This is a genomic window from Umezawaea sp. Da 62-37, from assembly GCF_032460545.1.
Taxonomy (GTDB): domain Bacteria; phylum Actinomycetota; class Actinomycetes; order Mycobacteriales; family Pseudonocardiaceae; genus Umezawaea.
In genome coordinates this window covers 11,161,469-11,180,211 of record NZ_CP135965.1, presented here as the reverse complement: position 1 = coordinate 11,180,211, position 18,743 = coordinate 11,161,469, and the positions used below count along the sequence as shown (strand labels likewise).

Sequence of the window (18,743 nt, the reverse complement as noted above, 5' to 3'; positions counted from 1 at the left end):
ATCTCTCCCAGGGAGGTGCCCGGATGAGGGCGTTCAGACTGCTCGTCAGCTCACTGGTGGTGGCGGCTCTGGTCGTGCCCGCCCAGCCCGCGTCGGCGGCGGTGGTGGGCGGGGCGGTGTTCAACGATCCGACGGTGCCCGCGAAGCAGCGGGTGATCGTCGACCACGACCGCGCGTTGATCAACGGGGCGGCCGCGGGGTCGAGCATCCGGATGGCGATGTACCACTTCGACGACGCGGGGGTGGCCGCCGACCTGATCGCGGCCCGCGACCGCGGGGTCGACGTGCGGGTGGTGCTCGACCACTCGAACTCCACCACGGCTCCGTCGAAGTCGCTGATCAGCGCGTTGGGCGCCAAGGTGACGGTGTGCACCAAGGACGCGGCGTGCATCGGCGGCAAGAACACGCCGATCATGCACAACAAGTTCTTCCTGTTCTCCAGCACGCTGGGGTCGACCAACGTGGTCGTCCAGCAGTCGTCGAACCTCAACTCCGGCAACTACGCGGTGTTGTGGAACAACGCGGTGACCACCGTGGGCAACACCGCGCTGTACAACGGTTACCTCGGCTACTTCGACGACCTGGCCGCCAAGGTCAAGAACAGCGACTACTACCGCACGGTGTCCGCGGGCGCCGTCAAGGCCTACTACTTCCCCAGGGCGGGCACCGACGAGACCAGCGACACCATCTACAACATGCTGGACGAGAACGTCACCTGCGAGGGCAACACCTCCACCGGGACGGAGACCGGACGCACCATCATCCGGATCGCGATGTGGTACTTCAGCCGCGACGACATCGCCCGCAAGCTCCGCGACCTCGCCGACCGGAAGTGCTGGATCGAGGTCGTCTACACGACCCTCGACCCCGGCAGCAAGGCCTACCTGACCGGCAACGACCGCATCGTGCTCTACCAGATAGCCGGTGCCCACGAGGTCCACTCGAAGTACCTGCTCATCGAGGGCACCTACACCGGCAAGAAGGACTCCAAGTGGGTCATGACCGGTAGTCACAACTACACGAACGCCGCGCTCCGCGAGAACGACGAGACGTTGCTGCGGATCGAGTCGGCGTCCGTCCACGACCAGTACCGCTCGAACTTCTGGGCGCTGCGGGCCGCCGCGTCGTGATCGGGGTGGGAGGGCGATCCGCCCTCCCACCACCCGCGGGTCCACTGTGGACACTGATCAGGGACGTGCCCGGAAGCCCTCGTGGAAGTCGGCGGCGGGCTGGTCCGGTCCGAAGTGGGGGCCGGTGGCCAGGTCCGCGCCCGCCTCCCGCCACCAGGTGGCCTGCTCCGGCGTGGTGACGCCGTCGACGACGATCGCGATGCCGGTGCCGCGCAGCACGGGGATCAGGGCGGTCGCGCATCCGGCGCCCCGCCTGGTTCCCAGGTCGGCCAGGCGGCCGGGCACGCGGACCGCGCCGAAGCCGAAGTCCTGCGCGGCGGCCAGGTCGTCCGGCCCGAAGCCGAAGTCCTCCAGCGCCGTCCGCACGCCCATCTCGGCCAGCACGCCGAGGCTGTCCGCGGCCTCGGGCACCGCCAGCACGCCCGTCGGAACGCCGACCACCAACCGGTTCGCGGGCAGGCCGGTGGTGTCCAGGACCCGCACCACCCGCGACACGAGGTCCGCGTCGGAGGCCTGGTGCGCGGTCAGGGAGACGGTCAGCTGCGGTGCGACGCCGCCGCCGCGCCCCCACCACCGGACCTGACCGGCGGCGGTGCTGAGCGACCACTCGCCCAGCGGCAGGATGAAACCCGTTCGCTCGGCCAGTTCCACGCACCGCTCGTGCGCGACGGGGCCTTCCGGTCGTTCCCAGCGCAGCACGGCCTCCGCGCCCTCGACGCCGCCGTCGGACAACCGCACGACCGGCCGGTAGCGGACGGCGAACTCGCCCTGCTCCCACGCGCCCGGCATGCCGACGGCCAGGGCCTGCGTCGACCGGTCCACCGCGTCCTGGGCCGGGTCGAACAGCGTCCACTGCCCCCGCCGCTCCGCTTTGGCCCGCCGCAACGCCTGGTCGGCCGCCCGCAGCAGTTCGGTGTGGTCCTGGTGGCGCGACGCGCTCCGCACCACGCCGATCGACGCGGACGGGGCCAAGCCCCGCCCGTCGATGTAGACGGGTTCGGCCAGTTCCCGGTTGACGGCGGCGGCGATGGTCGCGATGTCCGGGGTGGCCGCGGTGTTCTCCACGAGGATGCCGAACCGGTCGCCCTCGAAGCGGGCGACCATCGCCTTCTCCAGCGCCAGCAGGGAGGTCAGCCGCTGGGCGACGTGCACCAGCAGTTGCTCGCCGGTGCGCGGGCCGAGGCTGTCGTGGACCATGCCGAACTCGTCGAGGTCCAGGTGCAGCAGCGTCACGCCGTGCTCCGGGTCGGCGCGGCGCACCGCGCTTTCCAGGTGGGTGCCGAAGAACTGGCGGTTGGGCAGCCCGGTGAGGACGTCGTTGAGCGCCTGCCGGTTCAGCTCACCCTGGAGCAGCACCAGTTCGGTGCCGTCTTCGACGACCACGACGAAGTGGTCCGGCGCGCCGTCGGCGTCGCGCAGCAGCGAGGCGGTCATCGAGATCCGGGCGACGTCGCCGTCCACGCGCAGCAGCCGCTGGGGCTGCCGGACGCGGTCCTGCCCGCCGTCCACCACGGCCCGCAGCGCGTCGCGCAGCTTCCCCACGGTGTCGGGGTGGACGAGGTCGAACAGGGTCGTGCCGGTCAGGTCGTCGGCGGTGCGGTCGAGGATGTCGCAGATGGCGCTGTTGACCCGGATCAGCCGCCCGTCCAGTGCGACGATCGCGATGCCGCTGGCCGAGGACGTGACCACCTCCTCGAACCTCGCCTGGCTCTCCCTGAGGTTCCACTTGGCGTCGCGGACGGCTTTGAGCAGCGACAGCTGCATCCGCTCCTGCTGCTCCAGCACCGAGCGCCGGATCGCGACGAGGAAGCCGGTGGCCAACGCGCCGATCGCGCGTCCGATCCGGTCCGCGAAGGCGTCCGCGGGCTGGAACTCAGGCAGTGCCGGGAGTCCGCCGCCGAGGACTTCGGCGGTGCGGCGCAAACCCTCCTCGCCGACGTACCCCAGCGCCACGACGCGCTCGCCGACCCGTTCGACCGCGGCGGCGTCGAACGGGTCGGCCGCCGTGATCGAGCACAGCTCGTCGAGGTGCCCGCGCAGTTCCCGTTCCAGGACCTCCGTGGTCAGCGGGATGACCTCGGCACCGCTGAGCACGTACCCCCACTTGCGCGCGAGGAGTTCCCGCGCGCGTGCGCCGTCGGGACACGCAGGCAGGGCGTCGGAGGTGGGGCCTGGCTGCGACATCTGTTCGAACCTGCTTCGTTCCGGTTGTGCGGCGGCCCGCCCGTCGGATGTCGACGTGGGCTCGCCCGCAGGTTGAGCGTCGGTTTCGCGGCCGCGGTCCTCCACGGCGGACGGCGTCAGGGCTTGCGGGCGACACCGCCGTAGATGACGGAGTTCATCTCCGGGGTGTCGGAGATGTCGCCCCGGCCCGTCGACCGCCACCCCGCGCACCCGACCAGGCCGGGCTCGACCAGCTCGAAGTCGCCGAACAGCGCCCGGACCCGCTCGTGCGGGCGTTCGGTGAGCCTGTCGGCGCTGCGGCTCTCCTCGATCAGACCGGTCACCTCGGACAGGCGCTCGTCCTGGCCGTCCGCGGTGACGTGGGTGATCGCCAGGTGGCTGCCGGGGGCCAGCGCGTCGCGGTAGCTCGCGACCAGCTTCCACGGGTCGTCCTCGTCGGGGACCCAGTGCAGCATCATCAGCATCAGCAGGCCGACGGGCTGGTCGAGGTCGAGCAGGCTCCGGGTCTCCGGGTGGTCCAGGATCGACTCGGGGTCGCGCATGTCGCCGTGCACGACGGTCGCGCGGTCGTTGCCCGCCAGGATGAGCTCGCTGTGCGCCACCGCGATCGGATCCTTGTCCACGTACACGACGCGGCACCCCGGCGCCTCCGCCTGGGAGACCTCGTGCACGTTGGCCACGGTGGGGATTCCGGAACCTATGTCGAGGAACTGCCTTATTCCCCGGTCCGTCATGTACCGGACGGCCCGTCCGAGGAATGCCCTGTTCACCCGCGCCGCCGAACGCGCGTCCGGCATGACGCGCTCCACGTAGGCGGCCAGTTCGCGGTCCACCGCGAAGTTGTGCGCGCCGCCGAGCAGGAAATCATATGTGCGGGCCATGCTCGGAACCGAAACGTCGACGCTCTGCGGAATCCAATCCCGTGCGACCACGGCTGACTCCCTTTGGTATGAGTGACATCATCGTAGCGACCGACAGGCGGTAACCCCAGTGCCCCGATGGGGTGGTCGGGACCACCTGATCGGACGCTCCCCCTGTCACCTGAATGGCCTTTATGGTGGCACATCCCGTAGGACTAGGCGAGGAGCGGACATGCACGTCCCAATGGCTCCGGGTCGCCTTCCCCTGTTGGGCCACACCTTGCGGATGTTGCGGCAACGGTACAGGTTCACCGCAGTTCTGCGGAAAAGCGGCGATATCGTCCGGGTCGACCTCGGTACCATGCGCACCTATTTCCTGACAAATCCGCAGCTCGTGCACGAAATGCTGGTCAAGAAGGGCGGATCCTTCCGGAAAGGGGCGCTGTTCGACAAGTTCCAACCGGTTTTCGGCAACGGGCTGGCCACGTCGAACGGCACTTTCCACCGCCGTCAGCGCCGGATGGTGCGCCCCGCCTTCCACACCGAGCGCATCGCCCTCTACGCGCGGGCCATGTCCCGCGCGGCGGCCGACCTGACGGCCACCTGGCGTCCTGGCCAGGTACGCGTGCTGGAGGAGGACACCCAGGCGCTCGCCGTCACCATCGTCGGCGAGGCGCTGTTCTCGACCGGGATCGGCGAGCGCGCCGTCGAGGAGGTGCGCCGGTCCATCTTCACCGTCCTCAAGCAGGGCATGGTGCGCGCCCTGTCGCCCTCGTTCGTTGAGAAGCTGCCCCTGCGCGGCAACCGCGAGTTCGACGCCGCCGTCGGGCGCCTGCGCTCGATCGTGCTCGACGTCGTGCGCGGCTGGCGCGAGGAGGGCGTCGACCGGGGCGACCTGCTGTCGACGCTGCTGCTGGCCCAGGACTCCGACACCGGCGCGGGCATGTCCGACGAGCAGGTGCACGACGAGGTCATGACGCTGCTGGTCGGCGGGATCGAGACCACCGCGCTGGCGCTGGCGTGGACGTTCCACGAACTCGCCCGGCACCCGGAGGTCGAGAAGCGGGTCCACGCCGAGGTGGACGAGGTGCTGGGCGGGCGGGCCCCCACCTTCGCCGACACCGGGAACCTGGTGTACCTCAACAGGGTCGTCGACGAGGTGCTGCGGATGTACCCGGTCTGGTTCCTGATGCGGCGCACCCTGGCCCCGGTCGAACTGGGCGGCGTGACCCTGCCCGAGGGGGCCGAGGTGATCTTCAGCCCGCACGCGCTGCACCACGACCCGGCGTCGTTCGAGCAGCCCCACCGCTTCGACCCCGACCGCTGGTCGCCCGAGCGCGCCGCGTCCATCCCCCCAGGAGCGTTCATCCCGTTCGGCGCGGGCTCGCGCGGGTGCGTCGGGAACCTGTTCGCCCGCACCGAGATCGTCATCACCGCCGCCACCATCGCATCGCGGTGGCGACTGGTTCCCGTGGCGGGCGAGCCCGTCCGCGTCAGGTTCACGTCCGCCGCCTATCCCAGCCGCATGCTGATGACGGCGGTCCCCCGAAGTTGAGTTGGAGGTAGTTGTTCGTGGGTTGGTCGCGTTTCCGCCGGTTGGGCGCCGTCCTGGTGCTCGCCGCCGGAGTTGGTCTCGTCCCCGTCACATCCGCCGCCGCGGCGCAGACCGCGTGCGAGGACGTCCAGGTCCCCGTCACGGTCGGCCTGGTGGAGCACTCGATGTACGGCAGGCTGTGCGTGCCGCCGGGTGCGAGGACGGTGCAGGTGCTGGTCCCCGGAGGCACGTACAGCAGCGCGTACTGGGACATCGGGTACGCCCCGGAGACCCGGTCCTACCGGCAGGCCCTGAACAGGGCCGGGATCGCCACCATCGCCGTCGACCGGCTCGGCAGCGGGCGCAGCTCCAAGGCGCTGAGCGCGCTGGTCACCGTGTCCGCCAACGCCACGGCGGTGCACGCGGTGATCCAGTCGCTGCGCCCCCGGTTCGACCGCGTGGTGCTCGTCGGCCACTCGATCGGCTCGGCGGTGGCCACGATGGAGGCGGTCTCCTACCGGGACGTGGACGGCGTGGTGATCACCGGGCTGTCCCACCAGATCAACCTGCCGGGCGCCGTTCCGGTGTTCGCCTCCCTCGGCCCGACGCTGCTGGACCCGGTGCTCAAGGACCGCGGCCTCAACCTCGGGTACCTGACGACCATCCCCGGCACCCGCTACGCGTCGTTCCACACCCCCGGCGCGACGGAGCCGGGCGCGCTCGCCTTCGACGAGGCCACCAAGGACGTGGTCACGCTGACGGAGACGGTGGACACCGTGCTGATCGGCAGCCTCATCCCGCTGTCGCGGCAGATCACCGTGCCGGTCATGCTCGTCATGGGCGGCGGTGACGGCAACTTCTGCGGCCCGCCGCTCGGCGCGGACTGCTCGTCGAACGAGGCGCTGCGGCTGTCGGAGGGGCGGTTCTACGCCCCCGAGGCCCGGCTGCGCACGCACGTCGTCCCCGGTTACGGGCACTCGCTCAACTTCTCCGCGAACGCCCCGGACTTCCACCGGGCGGTCGTCGAGTGGACCAACGGGATCGGCTGACCTGGCGGTTCCGCGCCACCGCGTCCGACGCGGTGGCGCGGGTCCGCTCCTCCGGACACGCGCTCGCAGGTGAACCGGCGGATCACCCCGACGGCACGGCCGCGCGGGATCCCGGTGGAAGGCGACTTCGAGGTCGGCCGGTCCCCGCCGCGTTCCCGGAGATGTCCACCGGCCGTGTCGCGGGCAGGATGATTGCGAAACTGGACTGGCACCGGCGGTCGCGCGGACGTCGTGCGCAGCGCGACCACACCGCGGGCGGTCAGCTCGCCGGGTACTGCGCCGCCTTGAGCAGCCGGGCCAGGTGGGCGGAGTTGGCCGCCAGGGTCTTCGTGGTGCCCGCCGTGGTCTCCGGCGTCCCGTCCAGGTCCTTGTAGTCCTCGCCCTGCATCGCCTCGCCGTTCCAGTACGTCACGCCACCGGCCGGAATCGTGAAGCCGACGTCGTTGAGGCACTGGAAGAGGTCCGCGCTGATCTTGTGCGCGCCGTCCTCGTTGCCCACCACGGCCACGATCCCGACCTTGCCGTAGGTCGACAACCGGCCCTCGTCGTCCTTTTCGGACAGTTCGCCGTCCAGGCGCTCCATCGCCCGCTGCGCCACGCTGCTGTGCTGCCCCATCCACGTCGGCGTGGAGACCAGCAGGATGTCGGCGGCGAGCATCCGCTCCCGGATCGACGGCCAGGCGTCGCCCTCGCCCATGTCCGTGAGCACGCCCGGCTTCACGTCGTGGTCGACGAGCCGGACGCTCTCCCCCGTCACACCGTGCTCGGCCAGCGCGGCGAGCACCTGGTCGGCGATGAGCTGGCTGCTCGACTCCGACGGGGAGGGGGACAGGGTGCAGATGAGCGCCAGCGCGTGCAGCGGCGGTGTCGAAGTGGTCATACCAGGCCACTTACCCGCGACCGGGGCGGCTCACACCACCTCGATCCGATCGGGCGACCCCCGATCGCAGCCCCCGGCGGCGTCACCTCCGGGCGACGACCCGGAAGGACTTGAGGTCGGCGGCCGCGGGGTCGGGCAGGACCATGCCCGCCGCCAGTCCGCTGCGCACGTAGTCGACGACGGCCTTGGTGATGACCTCACCGGGCAGCACGGCGGGCGCGCCCGGCGGGTACGGCGTGACCATCTCGGCCGAGATCCGCCCCACCGCGTCCTGGGCGTCCACCTGCTCCACCTCGCCGAAGAACGCGTCCCGCGGCAGCATAGCGGTCTCCAGTTCCAGGTCCGACGGGGACGGGAGGTCCACCGGCTTGGGCGCGGGCAGGCTCCGGCTCGCCTGGCGCAGGGCGTCCAGCGCCCGCACGAGGATCGCGCCGGTCTCCTCGTCGTCGGCGTAGGTCAGGTGCGCCACGACGCGGCGGTGGTCCGACAGGCCCAGGGTCACCCGCTGGTGCTCGCGCAGCCAGTCGGTGGCCTGGTAGCCGCTGATGCCGAGCCCGGACACGTCGACGACGACCTTCAGCGGGTCGAACGACGTCGCCAGGCCCTCCCCGACGAACTCCTCCCCCATCACCGCCAGCCCCGGCACCGCGTCGATCCCGGAACGCACGGTCCGCACCAGCGCGAGCGCCGCGGTGAGCAGTTCGCGGCCGTTCTGCACCATCTGCCTGCGCCAGCCGTCCAGCGTCGCGTACACCAGCGAGCTGGCGCTGGTGGTGCCCAGCAGGTCCTCGCGCGCCTTGAGCACCGCGGGGTCCACCCGGCCGCCCTGGAGGTGGAACACCGAACTCTGCTCGACCGCGGAGCCGGACTTGTGCACGCTGGTCACGCAGACGTCGGCGCCCGCGTCCATCGCCCACGGCGGCAGGTCCGGGTGGAACGGCAGGTGCGCGCCCCACGCCTCGTCCACGATCAGCGTTTTGCCGAACTCGTGGCAGACCTCCGCGATCGCCGCGATGTCACCGCAGGTGCCGTAGTCGGTGGGCGTGACCAGCAGCATGCCCTTGGCGTCGGGTTCGGCCTCGAACGCCGCGCGCACGTCCTCGACACCCGGCGGGTGGGACAGGTGCAGGTCGGCATCTCAGCGCGGCCGCACCCACACCGGCGCCACCCCGCTGAGGATCAGCCCCGACACCACCGACTTGTGCGACTGCCGGGCGACCAGCAGCTTCTCGTGCGGGCCCGCGACCGACAGCATGGCGCTCTTGACCGACAGGGAGCTGCCGCAGGTGGAGAAGAACGCGTGCTCGGCGTCGACCGCGTCGGCCATCAGCTCCTGGGCGTGTTCGAGCACGCCCCGGCTCGACAACCGGTCGTCCAGGCCGTTCATCGCGATGACGTCGGACTTGAACACCGCTTCGCCGACGACGTCGAGCACCCTCGGGTCGACGCCCCTGCCCTGGCGGTGGCCGGGTGGGTTGAACGGCGTGAAGCCCTGCTCGTGGAACGCCTTCAGCGCTTCGAGGACGGGCGCGCGATCGTGGTCCATGCCGCCGGAGTTGCCGGGCCCGCCCGACGCGAAACACCAGCCATCCCCCGAAAGGGTGAACGCACCGGTTGGGACCCGGTCCGGCGGGTACTTCAACCGGCGACGCGAGGAGGCGGGTTTGGCGGACGAACCGGAACGGTGGCACGCGCTGGTCGCGGAGGAGGTCGACCGCGGGAGCGAGCGGGTGTGGGACGTGGCGACGTCGCTGCGCGGCGCTCCCGAGACGGCCTTCGAGGAGCACCGGGTCGCCGACCGGCTGTGCACGGAGCTGGCGGAGGGCGGTTCGGGCTGCGCGGGCTCACGACCACGGCGTTGGAGGACCTGGTCGGCCAGGTCACCACGGCGGTGGGCGGGATCGCCACGGCCACCGGAACGTACCGCGGACGTGGAGCGGGTCCGCGCGCCCTACGGCCACTTCCGCGACAACGACGTGCTGTCCTCGTTGTTCGGGGAGCACCTGGCAGCGCTCGGCATCCCGCTCCCGAACCGGAGCCCGGTGTGTTCCTCGGGCATCGGCAACGTCAGCACGGTCGTACCCGCCATCCACCCGTTCGTGGCCATCGTGGACGCCGACCTCTCCGACCTCACGCCGGAGTTCGCCACCGCCGCAGAACAGCGAGGATCCGCAGTGGCACAACAGGACAAATCGGTGGAGAAGACCGAGGACGGGCACTTCGTCGTCATCTCCGGCCGCCGCTGGCGCGCCACCGACCCGGAGATCCCCGAGGACGTGGCCGCGGTGCTGCGCAAGGCGCTCATGGCCGCGCGCCGCGATGTCGGCCGGGCGCTGCGCTCCGGAGGTGATCCGGCGTCCGCGCGCGCACGGGTGGGGATCGCGAAGGTGGCGCTCGGCGAACGCGGCACGCCGTGGTGGGAGCAGACCGCCGAGCAGCGGCGGCGGCGCTGGGAGGACGGCGTGGCCGAGTTGGGGGGTTGACAGGCCGGCGTGAGTTTGCCGTCCCGCCGCGCGGGGCATCCGGGCTCCACATCCGCTGCTGCGAACCAGGAGGGCCAAGCATGGGACTCGACGACAAGTTCGACGCCAAGACCGACGAACTCAAGGGCAAGGCCAAGGAAGGCGTCGGCAGCGCGACCGACGACGAGGGCTTGGAAGCCGAGGGCAAGGGTGACCAGGCGAAGGGCCACCTCAAGCAGGCGGCCGAGAAGGTCAAGGACGTCTTCAAGAGCTGATCGCACTTGGATTCCACGGCCGGACGGCACAACGCCGTCCGGCCGTGGCGCGTTTCGGGGCAGGCTCTGGAGATCGCCGCTCCGCCTACCCCCAGCTGACCGGCATCTCCGTCAACCGGCGCATGAAACCACCCTGCTTCCAGCGCAACTGCTCCTCGGGCACCGCGAGGCGGAGGTTCGGGAGGCGGCCGACCAGGGTCGAGAGCGCGACCTGGAGTTCCATGCGGGCCAGCGGGGCGCCGAGGCAGTGGTGGGCGCCGTGGCTGAAACCGATGTGCGGGCCGGTACCACCCTGCCTGGTGACGTCGAGGGTGTCGGCGTGCGGGAACGCGGTGTCGTCGCGGTTCGCGGACCCGATCGCGGCCAGGACCGCTTCGCCCGCCTCGACCAGGACGCCGCCGACTTCGACGTCCTCCTTGGCGTAGCGGGGGAACGCGGAGCCGAGGCCGAGGGGGACGTAGCGCATCAGCTCCTCGACCGCCTGCGGGATGATCGCCGGGTCCTCCTTGATCCGGGCGAGTTCCGCGGGGTGCTGGACGAGGGTGAGGACGAAGTTGGGGATCTGGCTCATCGTCGTCTCGTGGCCCGCGGCGAGCAGGCCCGCGGACAGCTGGAGGATCTCCTGCCCGGTGAAGCGGTCGTCGCTCTCCCGCACCTGCGCCAGCGCGCTGAGCAGGTCGTCCTTCGGGTCGGTCGTGCGCTCGGCGAGCAGCTTGGCCATGTACTGCCAGAGGTTGCCCTGGTGCTCAGCGATCTTCGCGGGCGTGAGGCCGGTCGCGGACAGGAAGCCCTCGGACCACTCGGCGAACAGCGGGTGGTCCTCGACGGGGACGCCGAGCAGGGTGCAGATGACGGTCACCGGCAGCGGGACGGCGAAGTTCGCGACCAGGTCCGCCGGAGGACCTTCCTCGATCATCCGGGTGACGAGGTCGTCGGCGACCTCGACGGCGACGGCGCGCAGCGCCTCGACACCGCGGTTGGTGAACGCCTTCGTCGCCAGGCGCCGGATCCGGGTCTGCTCCGGCGGGTCCATCGACAGCATCCCGGCGGTCAGGTTCTGCTCGCCCAGCCTGGGCTCGTCGCGGCCGGGCGGTAACACGCGGCTGAAACGGGCGTCCCCGAGCACGAAGCGCGCGTCCGCGTAGCGGGTGGCCAGCCACGCCTCGTCGCCGTAGGCGAGTTTCACCCTGGCCATGGACGGTTCGGCGCGCAACAGGGCGTAGCGCTCGTCGAGTTCGAGGGTGTCCGACCGGTTGAACGGGTAGGACAGGGGTTCGGGTCGAGTGGTGTCCACGTGCTCCTCCTCAGTGGAACCGCTTTCCGAGCAGAGCGGAGCAGCTCACGGTGAAGCCGTCGGAAGAGGTTCGCCCCACCCTACAAGCGGTGCCATCGCGCGGAACCGCTGTCCACCGGTCGGAGCAGCGCCGTCCGGGTGTCGCACCGGAGGCCGGGGCCGCGGAATCCCGTGCGGGTCCGCCCTCGTCGCTCCGAAGTGGACGGTGCTCGTCGTTCACCGCGCTTCCGGGTCCCGGCCAGGTGGTCGAGTACCCGCCGACCGACCCAACCTCCTTGAACTTCACCCCGGGACGGGAGCGGCCAGTGGGGCGCCGACCGGCGCGGAGGATCGCGGATCGTCGGCCACGGCGCGATCCTCGTCAGTCATCGGTGCCCTTCCACGGCGTCGCCGGGCGGGCCGAGCGGCACGAGCCGCCGGACGGCGTCGGTCAGCGTCGATCGCCGAAGTGAGGATGTGTCACAACGTGTGCGTACAGCACTATGCTGACCAGCACAGAGACCACATCCCGACACAGCGGGTCGCGGCGGCCGACACGCCGGGACTACCCGGCCCGCAGCTCCGCGAACACCAACGGCACCTCGTCCAGCAGTTCGCGCGCCAGCATCCCGGTGAGCCCGGTCCTGGGCACCAGCCGCTGGCCCGCCATCGCGTGCACGTGGCCCGCCCAGCACGTGGCCTGGGCGAGGTCGGCCGAGCCCGCGAGCAGGCCGCCCACGAGTCCGGCCAGCACGTCCCCGCTGCCCGAGGTCGACAACCCGACGTGCCCAGCCCCGTCGGTCCACACCCGTCCGTCCGGCTCAGCGACCACGCCCATCAGGTTCACCACGGCCTGGTGCCGTCCCGCGATCTCCACGGCCGCGGCCACGTAGTCGTCGACCGGCGCGTTCGGGCGGCCGAGCAGGTAGGCGGCCTCGATGGTGTTGGGTGTCAGCACCAGCCTGCCGTGCACCGGTTTGGCCAGTTCGGGGTGGTTGCCGAGCGCGCCGAGCGCGAACGCGTCGAGCACGACGCGGGTGTCCTCGCCGATCAGCGGCAGCAGCCGTTCGAGCAGCGCGCCGGTCTCGTCGGCGTCGGCGAGCCCCGGCCCCACCACGACGGCCCGCGCGTCGGCGACGAGGTCGGCGAGGACGTCGGCGGCGGCGCTGGAGACGGCGCCGTCGTCCGTCTCCGGCAGTCCGACGACCAGCGCTTCGGGCACGGCGAGGCCGAGCGCGGAGGCGTGCCGGTCGACCACCGCGAGTTGCAGGGTCACGGCGCCGGTGCGCAGCGCGGCGATGCCGCTGAGCAGGACCGCCCCCGGTGACCGCCGGGCGCCGCCGACGACGAGCACGGTGCCGGTCCCGGCGTCGGGCGGCGTCCACTCGCGCAGCAGCGCGGAGGTGATCGGTGTGGGCTCAGACCGAGTCGGTTTCGGCATCTTCGCTCTCCGTCGGTTGGACGCCCTGCTCCCGCAGGTGTTCGGTGGCGTGTTCGTGCTGCAGGCGGAATCCGCCGTCCTCGCGCGCCCACGAGGTCACCGACCCGTTGGCGACGACGGTGTCGTGCGCGATGACCAGGAGTTCCTTCTCCGCGATGCCCTCCAGCAGGTACCGCAGCAGGTAGGCGGTCATCTCGTGGGCGAACAGCAGCACCCGCGCGCCGGGGTGGCGGCGTTCGAGGTCCGCCAGGAGCGCCCGCAGCCGAAGGGCCACGTCGGCCCACGACTCGCCGCCCGGCGGCCGGTAGTAGAACTTGCCGAGCCGCTGCTTGCGGATCAACTCGTCGGGGTAGCGGTTGGCCACCCCGCGCGTCGTGAGCAGGTCGAGCACGCCCAGTTCGCGGTCGCGCAGACGTTCGTCCACCAGCTCCACGGGGCGGTAGTCGATCTCGCCGATCGCGAGCGCCGCGGTGCTGAGCGTCCGCTGGTAGGGCGAGTACACGACCACGTCGGGGCGCTGCCCGCCGGGCAGTGCGGCCAGCCACCTCCCCACGGCCGCCGCCTGCTCCTCGCCGCGCGGGGACAGCGGCACGTCCGCGTCCCGCTCGGCGATGTCGATGACGTCGAGCCCGGCGTCCTCCGCCGCCTCCCTGGCGACGTTGCCGGTGCTCTCGCCGTGCCTGACCACTCCGACCCATCCGAGATCCGTCACGAGGCGGGAGGTACCCGTTCCGGGCGCGTCGAGAACCCCCTTCCACGATCGGGGAAATCGACCGCGGCGAAGACGTGGTCGACCGGTCAGCGATCGGCGGTGAGCAGGGCCGTCATCTCCGGGAGTTCGAAGAACCTCGCGATGTCGAGGGCCGAACGGCCGCCCAGGGCCGGATCGGCGCCCGCGGCGAGCAGCGCCGTCACGCTTTCCGCCGAACGGCGGAACACGGCGGCTCCGAGCGCGGTCTGGCCCCGGTCGTTGACCCGCCCGGTGTCCGCGCCGCGGTCGAGCAGCGCGCGGACGGTGTCGGGGTGGTCGTGGTAGGCGGCGAGGATCAGCAGCGAGTCGCCCGTGGCGCCGGTGAGGTTGGCGGGCACACCCGCGTCGAGGGCTTCGGCCAGCCGGTCGGTGTCGCCGGCGCGCGCCAGGTCGAGCACGGAGCGCAGGTAGTCGAGTTCGGTGTCGGTGAGTTCTTCTGCCACGGGGAAACGGTACTGGTGCGGGGAGGCCGGCGCCGCTCGACTTGCACGGTTCCAGGTTGTGCGCTCCCCTGGAGGACATGCCGGACCAGTCACCGGACTCGAGATTGCGCGCAGCGGGTCTGCGCGTCACCAAGCCGCGCGTGGCCATCATCCAGGTGCTCGACAGCGCCGGAGTCGAGCACGAGCACCTGACGGCCGCGCAGGTGGCCGAACGCACCAGGACCCTGCTGGGGCGGGGGTTGTCGGTCCAGGCCGTGTACGACTGCCTGGACGCGCTCTCCGCCACGGGGGTCCTCCGCCGGATCGAGCCCGCGGGTCACCCGATGCTCTACGAGGCGCGCGTCGGGGACAACCACCACCACCTGGTCTGCCGCGCGTGCGGCAGGACCGCGGACGTGGACTGCACCACGGGTGACGCCCCCTGCCTGTCCCCTTCGCAGCGCTCCGGTTTCGTCGTCGACGAAGCGGAGATCACCTTTTGGGGCACCTGCCCCGATTGCGCGAAGCAGGCCGGTGACCGACCGGGTCCGTCCACGCACTCCAGCACGAGAGGCGCATGATGACCACCGCATCCTCACAACGACCCGACCGCGACGCCGAGCGGTCGGTGCTGACCAACCGCCAGGGGCACACGGTCCACGACAACCAGAACCAGCGCACCGTGGGCGCCCGCGGGCCCGCGACGCTGGAGAACTACCAGTTCCTGGAGAAGATCAGCCACTTCGACCGCGAACGCATCCCCGAACGGGTCGTGCACGCTCGTGGCGCGACCGCGTTCGGCTTCTTCGAAGCCCACGGCACCGTTGGTGGCGAACCGATTTCCGCCTACACCAGGGCGAAGCTGTTCCAGGAGAAGGGCAAGCGCACCGACGTCGCGGTCCGGTTCTCCACCGTGGCGGGCGGCCGGGACTCCTCCGAGGTGGCCCGCGACCCGCGCGGGTTCGCGGTGAAGTTCTACACCGAGGACGGCAACTGGGACCTCGTCGGCAACAACCTGGGTGTCTTCTTCATCCGCGACGCCATCAAGTTCCCGGACTTCATCCACTCGCAGAAGCCGGACCCGGTCACCTTCGAGCGCCAGGACCCCAACCGCGCCTTCGACTTCCTCAGCCAGACACCGGAAGCGCTGCACATGGTCACGCTGGTGTTCGGCCCCAGGGGCATCCCGGCGAGCTACCGCACCCAGCAGGGCTTCGGCGTGAACACCTACAAGTGGGTGAACGCCGCGGGCGACACGAAGCTGGTGAAGTACCACTGGACGCCCAAGCAGGGCGTGAAGTCCTACACCGCCGCGGACGCCGCGAACGTCCAGGCCACCGATCTCGGCTCGCACACCCGCGACCTGTACGAGGCCATCGAGCGCGGCGAGTACCCGGAGTGGGAGCTGTCCGTCCAGCTGATGGACGACCACGACCACCCCGAACTCGCCTTCGACCCGTTGGACGACACCAAGGTGTGGCCCGAGGAGCAGTTCCCGCTGCGGGCGGTGGGGCGCATGGTCCTCAACCGCGCGCCGGAGAACTTCTTCGCCGAGAACGAGCAGATCGCGTTCGGCACGGGCGTCCTGGTCGACGGCCTGGACTTCTCCGACGACAAGATGCTCGTCGGCCGCACGTTCAGCTACAGCGACACCCAGCGCTACCGCGTCGGCCCCAACTACCTGCAACTACCGGTCAACGCCGCGCGGACCAGGGTCGCCACCAACCAGCGCGACGGTCAGATGGCCTACGGCGTGGACCTCGGCGAGGGCCAGAACCCGCACGTCAACTACGAGCCGTCGATCCTGGGCGGCCTGCGGGAGGCCGACCACCCGGCCCACGACGAGCAGGGCCCGGAGATCACCGGCAGGCTGACCCGCAAGCGCATCCCGCGCACCAACGACTACCAGCAGGCCGGTGAGCGCTACCTGCTGTCGCAGCAGTGGGAACGCGACGACCTGGTCGCCAACCTCGTCGACGCGCTCGGCCAGTGCGACCGGCCGATCCAGGAGCGCATGGTGTGGCACCTGCTCATGGCCGAGGACGAACTGGGCCTGCGCGTGGGCGAGGGGTTGGGCATCACGCCCGACGACGTCCGGCACCTGGAACCGCTGGCCACCCAGGAGTTCACCGACGAGGAGCACGCCAGGGCGGGCAACCTCGGCAAGAACGGCCCGCGTGACGTGGCCGGCCGCGAGATGACCCACTGTGTGCCCGACGAACGGGTCGCGGTGGAGCGCTAGGAATCCGGCACACGCCTACAAGAAGGAGCCCCGGCCGCTGTGCGCGGCCGGGGCTCCCCTTCGTGCTTGTCGGGTCAGGCGTGTGCGCGCCGACCGGTGACGAGCCGGTAGATGCCGAGCAGCACCAGCGAGCCGAGGATGGCCAGCAGCCAGGTGCTCAGGTCGAAGAAGCTGTTGATGTCGCTGTTGAACAGCGCGCGGCCGATGAAGCCGCCGAGGATGGCGCCGACGATGCCGATCAGCATCGTGATGACGATGCCACCGGGGTCCTTGCCCGGCATGATCGCCTTGGCGATGGCACCCGCGATGAGACCCAGAACGATCCAACCCAAGATACCCACGACGACTTCCCTTCCACCGGCGACAACGACGGACCGTTGCTGCTCTTGTCCTGCTCGGACGAGGTGTTCCCAGGGGACGCGGGTCCCAAACACGTCTTTGCCGCCGGATGTTCCGCCCCTCCTTGCACGCCGGTAAATCCACGATTGACCGCGACGCACTTGCCCGCTCCAACCGCTCCTCCCTACGGTTCGCCTCCTCACAGGGCACGAAGACAGCGCGGGCGGCGATCAGCGCGAACAGGGGGCGTCGAGTGGAGCAGTCGAGCGTGAAGATCAGGGGACAGCGGATCGCCTACCTGGACAGTTCGGCCGACCGGAGCGACCGGGACGGTCCCGCGGTCGTCTTCGTCCACGGCAACTCGTCCTCCGCCAACACCTGGCTCCCGGTGGTGCGCGGTGGGCTCGACGGGCGCTTCCGCTGCGTCGCGCTGGACCTGCCCGGACACGGGAAGTCCGATCCGGCGGGCGCCGAAGCCGACTACTCGCTGCCGGGGTACGCGGACGTGCTGACCGGTTTCGTGCACGAGCTGGGCATCCCCGACGCGGTCGTCGTCGGCTGGAGCCTGGGCGGGCAGATCGCGATGGAGGCCGCGCCGTCGCTGCCGGACGCGCGCGGCTTCGTCATCTTCGGCGCGCCACCGATCGCGTCACCCGCGCAGATGGCCGAGGCGTTCCTGCCGAACCCGGCGATGGGCGCGCTCTTCACCGCGCACGTCGGCGAGGCCGAGGCGAAGCTGGCCGCGGAGAGCTTCCTCGCACCGGGCTCGACGTTCGACACCACCGAGTTCGTGTCCGACATCCTGGCCACCGACGGCGCCGCCCGCACGGGGTTGGGAGCCAGCGCGGGGGCGGGCCGGTTCGCCGACGAGATCGCCGTCGTGTCGGCGCTCCGCCGACCGCTGGCCATCCTCCAGGGCGCCGACGAGCAGCTCGTGAGCCTCGACTACCTGCGGAAGCTGGACATCCCCGCCCTGTGGCGCGGCGAGGTCCAGCTGATCGCGGGTGCGGGCCACGCCCCGCACCAGGAGGCGCCGGAGCGGTTCGCCGCCCTGCTGGCGGAGTTCGTCGACGACCTCGCTCGCGAGCGATGACCGGCAGGGCGGCCCCTCCCACCGACGCGGTTGGCGGGAGGGTCCGCCCGAGGTGCCGGACACCGGCGTGACGAGGTGTCCACCGGATTCCCCGTCCCGCAACCGGCTACCGCTCCGTGGCCGCGGTGCTCCGCGCCAGCAACCTGCGCTGGTCCGCGGACTCCGCCTCCAGGGAACCCGCCGTCGTGTGCTGGCTGTTCTCGAACAGGAGCGGGTGCGCGTCCCGGATGCCGTTGACGACCAGGTCGTACGGGAAGTCGTCGAAACTGCCGTGCCAGTGGACGAACTCCATGTGCTTGCGACCCTTTTCGTCGTACGGGTGGTAGACGCTGTCGGTCACCCCGTCGAACTCCAGCGGGGCGATCCGGTAGAGCCTGCACAGGAGTTTGTTGAACACCGGCGTCGCCCTGATCCACTGGTCGTTCAGGTAGACCTCGGTGAGGCAGTGGAAGCGGAACAGGTCCCCGCCGACGAGTTCGCGCAACCGGGGTGAGGCCAGGTGGTTGCGCACGTCGCCGAGGACGATCCGGCTCGGCACGCCCGCCGCGCGGACGGCCGCCGCGTACACCAGGGACTTGTGGATGCAGAAGCCGAAGCCGCGGTCGACGATCGCGCTCGCCCGCATGCCGTTCCTGGACAGGTCGCTCTGGTACACCTCGTAGCGGATGCCGTCGCGGACCGCGTAGAACAGGGCCACCGCGCGGGCGGTGGGGTCGGACTCGTCGCCGACGGTGCGGTCCACGAGTTCGCGGACCTGCCGCGACTCGTGGTCCAGCAGTTCGGTCGGGGCGAGGGTCGTCTCGTCCAC

At 71.0% G+C, this 18,743-nt stretch carries 17 protein-coding genes and 1 pseudogene; 8 read left to right on the top strand and 10 right to left on the bottom strand.

Annotation, left to right across the window (positions count from 1 at the left end; genetic code table 11):
• Window positions 1-23: 23 nt before the first annotated feature.
• Entirely contained in the window at window positions 24-1,130 is a 1,107-nt protein-coding gene (locus RM788_RS50345) for a phospholipase D-like domain-containing protein (RefSeq protein WP_315928789.1), read from the top strand.
• Window positions 1,131-1,187: 57 nt separating this feature from the next.
• Here the strand turns inward: RM788_RS50345 and RM788_RS50340 are convergent, their stop codons facing one another.
• Together RM788_RS50340 and RM788_RS50335 are read right to left on the bottom strand one after the other, a co-directional pair.
• Entirely contained in the window at window positions 1,188-3,314 is a 2,127-nt protein-coding gene (locus tag RM788_RS50340; protein WP_315928787.1) for a putative bifunctional diguanylate cyclase/phosphodiesterase, read from the bottom strand.
• A 116-nt stretch (window positions 3,315-3,430) separates the two neighbouring features.
• Window positions 3,431-4,246, bottom strand: a complete 816-nt coding sequence (locus tag RM788_RS50335; RefSeq protein WP_315928785.1) for an SAM-dependent methyltransferase — start codon at window positions 4,244-4,246, stop codon at window positions 3,431-3,433.
• Window positions 4,247-4,406: 160 nt separating this feature from the next.
• Between RM788_RS50335 and RM788_RS50330 the strand changes: the two genes are divergently transcribed.
• Both RM788_RS50330 and RM788_RS50325 read left to right on the top strand, forming a co-directional pair.
• Complete coding sequence (locus tag RM788_RS50330) at window positions 4,407-5,729, top strand: cytochrome P450 (RefSeq protein ID WP_315928783.1); 1,323 nt, start codon at window positions 4,407-4,409, stop codon at window positions 5,727-5,729.
• Between the two features lie 17 nt (window positions 5,730-5,746).
• Window positions 5,747-6,757, top strand: coding sequence for an alpha/beta hydrolase (locus tag RM788_RS50325; RefSeq protein ID WP_315928781.1), 1,011 nt, complete (start codon window positions 5,747-5,749; stop codon window positions 6,755-6,757).
• A gap of 259 nt (window positions 6,758-7,016) precedes the next feature.
• Here RM788_RS50325 and RM788_RS50320 read toward each other — a convergent pair whose 3' ends face one another.
• A complete protein-coding gene (locus RM788_RS50320) occupies window positions 7,017-7,637 on the bottom strand; it encodes a flavodoxin family protein (RefSeq protein ID WP_315928779.1) in 621 nt (206 codons plus the stop codon).
• Window positions 7,638-7,719: 82 nt separating this feature from the next.
• Window positions 7,720-9,183: pseudogene (locus RM788_RS50315) on the bottom strand (aminotransferase class I/II-fold pyridoxal phosphate-dependent enzyme).
• Window positions 9,184-9,301: 118 nt separating this feature from the next.
• On the opposite strand from RM788_RS50315, the gene RM788_RS50310 reads away from it, so the two are divergent.
• Together RM788_RS50310 and RM788_RS50305 are read left to right on the top strand one after the other, a co-directional pair.
• Window positions 9,302-10,120 carry a zinc-binding metallopeptidase family protein gene (locus RM788_RS50310; RefSeq protein WP_315928777.1) on the top strand — a complete coding sequence of 273 codons (819 nt, stop codon included), beginning with the start codon at window positions 9,302-9,304 and terminating at the stop codon, window positions 10,118-10,120.
• Window positions 10,121-10,200: 80 nt separating this feature from the next.
• Window positions 10,201-10,374, top strand: a complete 174-nt coding sequence (locus tag RM788_RS50305) for a CsbD family protein (protein ID WP_315928775.1) — start codon at window positions 10,201-10,203, stop codon at window positions 10,372-10,374.
• An 85-nt stretch (window positions 10,375-10,459) separates the two neighbouring features.
• Here RM788_RS50305 and RM788_RS50300 read toward each other — a convergent pair whose 3' ends face one another.
• The 4 genes from RM788_RS50300 to RM788_RS50285 form a co-directional block, all read right to left on the bottom strand.
• Entirely contained in the window at window positions 10,460-11,668 is a 1,209-nt protein-coding gene (locus RM788_RS50300; RefSeq protein WP_315928773.1) for a cytochrome P450, read from the bottom strand.
• Between the two features lie 544 nt (window positions 11,669-12,212).
• Complete coding sequence (locus RM788_RS50295) at window positions 12,213-13,088, bottom strand: NAD(P)H-hydrate dehydratase (protein WP_315928771.1); 876 nt, start codon at window positions 13,086-13,088, stop codon at window positions 12,213-12,215.
• Window positions 13,066-13,800 carry a histidine phosphatase family protein gene (locus RM788_RS50290; RefSeq protein ID WP_315928769.1) on the bottom strand — a complete coding sequence of 245 codons (735 nt, stop codon included), beginning with the start codon at window positions 13,798-13,800 and terminating at the stop codon, window positions 13,066-13,068. Before RM788_RS50290 ends, RM788_RS50295 begins: the two co-directional genes overlap by 23 nt.
• Window positions 13,801-13,886: 86 nt before the next feature.
• A complete protein-coding gene (locus RM788_RS50285) occupies window positions 13,887-14,282 on the bottom strand; it encodes an ankyrin repeat domain-containing protein (RefSeq protein ID WP_315928767.1) in 396 nt (131 codons plus the stop codon).
• Window positions 14,283-14,359: 77 nt separating this feature from the next.
• On the opposite strand from RM788_RS50285, the gene RM788_RS50280 reads away from it, so the two are divergent.
• The gene (locus RM788_RS50280) at window positions 14,360-14,842 is read left to right on the top strand and encodes a Fur family transcriptional regulator (protein WP_315928765.1); all 483 of its coding nucleotides are present in this window, start codon (window positions 14,360-14,362) and stop codon (window positions 14,840-14,842) included.
• The gene (locus RM788_RS50275) at window positions 14,839-16,503 is read left to right on the top strand and encodes a catalase (protein ID WP_315928763.1); all 1,665 of its coding nucleotides are present in this window, start codon (window positions 14,839-14,841) and stop codon (window positions 16,501-16,503) included. Before RM788_RS50280 ends, RM788_RS50275 begins: the two co-directional genes overlap by 4 nt.
• A 74-nt stretch (window positions 16,504-16,577) precedes the next feature.
• Here the strand turns inward: RM788_RS50275 and RM788_RS50270 are convergent, their stop codons facing one another.
• Window positions 16,578-16,844, bottom strand: coding sequence for a GlsB/YeaQ/YmgE family stress response membrane protein (locus RM788_RS50270; RefSeq protein WP_315928761.1), 267 nt, complete (start codon window positions 16,842-16,844; stop codon window positions 16,578-16,580).
• A gap of 266 nt (window positions 16,845-17,110) precedes the next feature.
• Here RM788_RS50270 and RM788_RS50265 point away from each other — a divergent pair, with 266 nt between their 5' ends.
• Entirely contained in the window at window positions 17,111-17,935 is an 825-nt protein-coding gene (locus RM788_RS50265) for an alpha/beta fold hydrolase (RefSeq protein ID WP_315928759.1), read from the top strand.
• Between the two features lie 106 nt (window positions 17,936-18,041).
• Here the strand turns inward: RM788_RS50265 and RM788_RS50260 are convergent, their stop codons facing one another.
• Window positions 18,042-18,743, bottom strand: a complete 702-nt coding sequence (locus RM788_RS50260; protein WP_315928757.1) for a transglutaminase-like domain-containing protein — start codon at window positions 18,741-18,743, stop codon at window positions 18,042-18,044.

Coding starts and splice junctions, on each gene's coding strand:
- RM788_RS50275 (WP_315928763.1), top strand. CDS start 14,839: ATGATGACCACCGCATCCTCACAACGACCCGACCGCGACGCCGAGCGG.
- RM788_RS50330 (WP_315928783.1), top strand. CDS start 4,407: ATGCACGTCCCAATGGCTCCGGGTCGCCTTCCCCTGTTGGGCCACACC.
- RM788_RS50280 (WP_315928765.1), top strand. CDS start 14,360: ATGCCGGACCAGTCACCGGACTCGAGATTGCGCGCAGCGGGTCTGCGC.
- RM788_RS50320 (WP_315928779.1), bottom strand. CDS start 7,637: ATGACCACTTCGACACCGCCGCTGCACGCGCTGGCGCTCATCTGCACC.
- RM788_RS50345 (WP_315928789.1), top strand. CDS start 24: ATGAGGGCGTTCAGACTGCTCGTCAGCTCACTGGTGGTGGCGGCTCTG.
- RM788_RS50305 (WP_315928775.1), top strand. CDS start 10,201: ATGGGACTCGACGACAAGTTCGACGCCAAGACCGACGAACTCAAGGGC.
- RM788_RS50340 (WP_315928787.1), bottom strand. CDS start 3,314: ATGTCGCAGCCAGGCCCCACCTCCGACGCCCTGCCTGCGTGTCCCGAC.
- RM788_RS50295 (WP_315928771.1), bottom strand. CDS start 13,088: ATGCCGAAACCGACTCGGTCTGAGCCCACACCGATCACCTCCGCGCTG.